We start from the raw sequence: 3,915 nt of genomic DNA on the forward strand, positions 1-3,915 counted from the left end.
CCCGCCCCCTCGCGCCCACCCCACCCCCCCCCGCCCCCCCCCCCCCCCCCCCCTCCCCGCCCCCGCCCCCCCCCCCCCCCCCCCGCCCCCCCCCCCCCCCCCACTACAGGTCTACGAATGACTGATCCGGTGCGCCTTTCTGTCCAAAAGGACAGCGGCCAGACAACATTCAAATGCAACTGTTTCAGGTTTGGTGCACTGCAAAATTGTGCCGATTTTTGCGGTAGGCTTGACGGGTTTCCGCTCTCCAGGCTCTCCGTCGTAGATGAACGAGTACCGCAGCAGCGTTGTCTTCGCCACCCCCGACCTGCCTCTGCGCGACGATGTACGTCGCCTCGGCACACTGGTTGGTGATCTGATTTCCGAACAGGTATCGCCCGGCTTCCTCGACGAGGTGGAAGACGTGCGCACGGCGGCGATTGCCCGACGCGAAAGCCAGGCGCCGTTGGCTTCGCTCAGCGCGCAGCTGGCTGGCCGTTCGCCGCGCGATGCCGAAGCGCTGGTGCGTGCCTTCAGTACCTACTTCCAGGTGGTCAACATCGCCGAGCGCGTGCATCGCATCCGTCGTCGTCGCGACTACCAGCGTGCAGGCACCAAGCGCCCGCAGCCGGAAGGCCTGCATGACGCCCTGCTTGCGCTGAAGGCGCAGGGTGTGACGCCGGAAGAGCTGGCGCAGTGGCTGCCGCAGATCGACATCGAACCGGTGTTCACTGCGCATCCCACCGAAGCGGTACGTCGCGCGCTGCTTGAAAAGGAACAGCTGATGGTTGCCGCGCTGGTCGACAACCTCGACGGCCAGCGCACGCCGGGCGAACAGGCGGCCGATGCCGCACGTTTCCGCATGGCATTGACCGCCTCCTGGCAGACCGCCGATTCCTCGCCGGTGCGGCCGACCGTGGACGATGAGCGCGAGCATGTCGGCTTCTATCTGACCCGCGTGCTGTACCGGGTGATTCCGGTGTTCTACGAATCGCTGGAGCAGGCGCTGCGCGACACCTGGGGCCGCACCCTGCCACTGCCACGCCTGCTGCGCTTCGGCACCTGGGTGGGCGGTGACATGGACGGAAATCCGAACGTGGACGCCGGCACCATCACCAATACCTTGAACGCGCAGCGCAGCGCCGTGCTCGGCCTGTACCTGAAAGACATGGTGGCACTGGCCAGCCTGCTCAGCCAATCGACCGAACTGGTCGGTGTCAGCGAGCAGGTGCTGGCACGCGTGGTGGAGTACCAGCAGCTGCTGCCGCAGGTGAAGTCGCGCCCGCGTCACGCCGACATGCCGTACCGCCTGCTCAACGACCGCATGCGCGCACGCCTGCAGGCTACGCTGGAGGATGCGCCGGGTGCCTATGCATCGCCGGAAGAATTCATCCATGACATCCAGCTGATCCTGGACAGCCTGGAAGCCAACAAGGGCAAGCATGCCGGTTGGTTCTCGGTGCGCCGCCTGCTGTGGCGGGTGCGCACGTTTGGGTTCCATCTGGCGCGGCTGGATGTGCGGCAGGAGTCGAGCGTGCATTCGCGCGCGCTGGCCGAAGTGCTGGGCGGGCAGGATGCGTTCGATGCACTGGACGATGGCGCCCGTGCGCAGCTGCTGTCGCCGTATGCGGCCGGCAGCGCAGTGCTGGCACGTGGCGAGGACGAGGCTGGGCAGCGCCTGGACAAGGTGTTCGCGGCGCTGGCCGACGCCCGCCGTCGCCACGGTGCCGATGCCCTGGGTAGCTATATCATCTCGATGGCGCATGATCGCGGTGACGTGCTGGCGGTACTGGCGCTGGCGCGCCGCGGTGGCCTGGTCGATGCGGACAATGCCGTGCCGCTGGATATCGCGCCGCTGTTCGAAACCGTTGACGACCTGCAGCGCGGCACCGCCACGCTGCGCGACCTGCTGGCCGATCCGGTCTACCGCGCGCATCTGGCCGCGCGCGACAACGTGCAGATGGTGATGCTGGGTTACTCCGACAGCGGCAAGGACGGCGGTATCGCCGCCTCGCGCTGGGGGCTGCAGCATGCCCAGGTGGAGCTGCTGGATACCGCCGCCGAATACGGCGTCAAGCTGACCTTCTTCCACGGCCGTGGTGGCTCGATCAGCCGCGGCGGCACCAAGACCACGCATGCGGTGAACGCCTCGCCGCGCGGCAGCATCGGTGGCCGCCTGCGTGTCACCGAGCAGGGCGAGGTGATCCATCGCAAGTACGGCATCCGTGCCCTGGCGTTGCGCTCGCTGGAGCAGTCGGCTGGCGCGGTGCTGCGCGCCAGCCTGCGCCCGCGTGCCGAGGAGCCGCGCGAGGAACAGTGGAAGCCGGTGATGGCGCTGGTCGCCGAGAAGAGCTCGGTGGCCTACCGGGCCTTTGTCGGCGATGCGCAGTTCATGAATTACTTCCGCCAGGCCACGCCGATCGATGTGATCGAACGCATGACGCTGGGCTCACGTCCCTCGCGGCGTCTGGGCCAGGATGCGGCGCTGAGCAACCTGCGCGCGATTCCGTGGGTGTTTGCCTGGAGCCAGGCGCGTGCGGTGATCCCGGGCTGGTTCGGCGTGGGCAGTGGCCTGCAGGCGGCGGCCGATGCCGGGCATGAGCAGACCTTGCGCGAGATGGCGCACGACTGGCCGTTCTTCGAGACCTTCCTCGACGATATGTCGATGGTGCTGAGCAAGGGCGACATCCACATCGCCGAACAGTTCTCGCGACTGGCCGGTCCGCTGCATGATCAGTTCTTCCCGTTGATCCGCGAGGAGCTGGCCTTGACCGCGCATTGGGTCAAGCGCCTGAGCGGCCAGCAGGAACTGCTGGAACAGGACCCGCGGCTGGCCTTGTCGATCCGCCTGCGCAATCCCTATATCGACCCGATCAGCATCCTGCAGGTGGACCTGCTGCAGCGCTGGCGTGAAAGCGACCGCCAGGACGAAGGCCTGCTGCGCGCGCTGGTGGCCTGCGTCAACGGCGTATCGCAAGGCGTGCAGAACACCGGCTGATTTGTTCCTGCCCCCTCCCTTGCGCCGAAGGCGTAGGGGAGGGTTGGGGAGGGGTGCTTTTCAAGCATTGCCGGCTTCGCGGCTTGCGCAGCTCCTACAACGCGGGCACCGACAAATCGGCCTCGCCCGACGGGTTGCTCTGCAGCAGCTTCAGATGGCGCTGCTCCATTTCCTGGCGCAGCTGGCGGCGGATCTGCGCGGCAGCGAAGCGCCGCTTCTCATCGCTGGTCTCAGGCTGCAGCGGCGGTACCGGCGTCGGCCGGCCATCGTCATCCACCGCCACCATGGTGAAGAAACAGCTGTTGGCGTGGCGTACCGCGCCCTTGCGGATGTCCTCGGCCACCACCTTGATGCCGATTTCCATCGACGAGGTGCCGGTGTAGTTCACCGAGGCCAGGAAGGTCACCAATTCGCCTACGGCGATGGGCTGGCGGAAGGTCACCTGGTCCACCGACAGGGTCACCACATAGTTGCCTGCATAGCGGCTGGCACAGGCATAGGCGACCTGGTCGAGCAGGCGCAGGACCGCGCCACCGTGGACCTTGCCGGAGAAATTGGCCATCTCCGGTGACATCAACACGGTCATCGACAACTGGTGGGCTTTGTGTTCGTTCATGGCAACAACTGCAGATGCGGGACGAGCAGGCTACACCGTAGGGGCGAGGCGCGCGCGACAGCCGCATGTATTGCCCAGCCATGCTCGGCAAGGGGCGTTACCGGGAAAGCCTCTGCCGAGCATGGCTCGGCACGACGGGAGGCAGGCATTTGTAGTGCCGAGCCATGCTAGGCATTGGGCGTTAGCGGGAAGGCTTCTGCCGAGCATGGCTCGGCACTACGGGAGGCAGGGTTTTGTAGTGGGCGCCCACAGAAGGCGAAAAGGGAGAACAAGTAAAAAATAAAGAAGACAGTGAAAGACCAAACAGATGGGGCCGTAAACT

2 protein-coding genes are annotated in these 3,915 nt (G+C 66.2%); one reads left to right on the top strand and one right to left on the bottom strand.

Features of this window, described 5'->3' with window-relative positions:
• The first annotated feature begins 265 nt into the window (after window positions 1-265).
• Window positions 266-2,977 carry a phosphoenolpyruvate carboxylase gene (gene ppc / locus AC1VXC_RS20915; RefSeq protein WP_481539868.1) on the top strand — a complete coding sequence of 904 codons (2,712 nt, stop codon included), beginning with the start codon at window positions 266-268 and terminating at the stop codon, window positions 2,975-2,977.
• Window positions 2,978-3,071: 94 nt separating this feature from the next.
• Here the strand turns inward: ppc and AC1VXC_RS20920 are convergent, their stop codons facing one another.
• Window positions 3,072-3,593, bottom strand: coding sequence for an acyl-CoA thioesterase (locus AC1VXC_RS20920; protein ID WP_481539869.1), 522 nt, complete (start codon window positions 3,591-3,593; stop codon window positions 3,072-3,074).
• Window positions 3,594-3,915 lie beyond the last annotated feature (322 nt).

This window comes from Stenotrophomonas sp. STEN033, assembly GCF_056856655.1.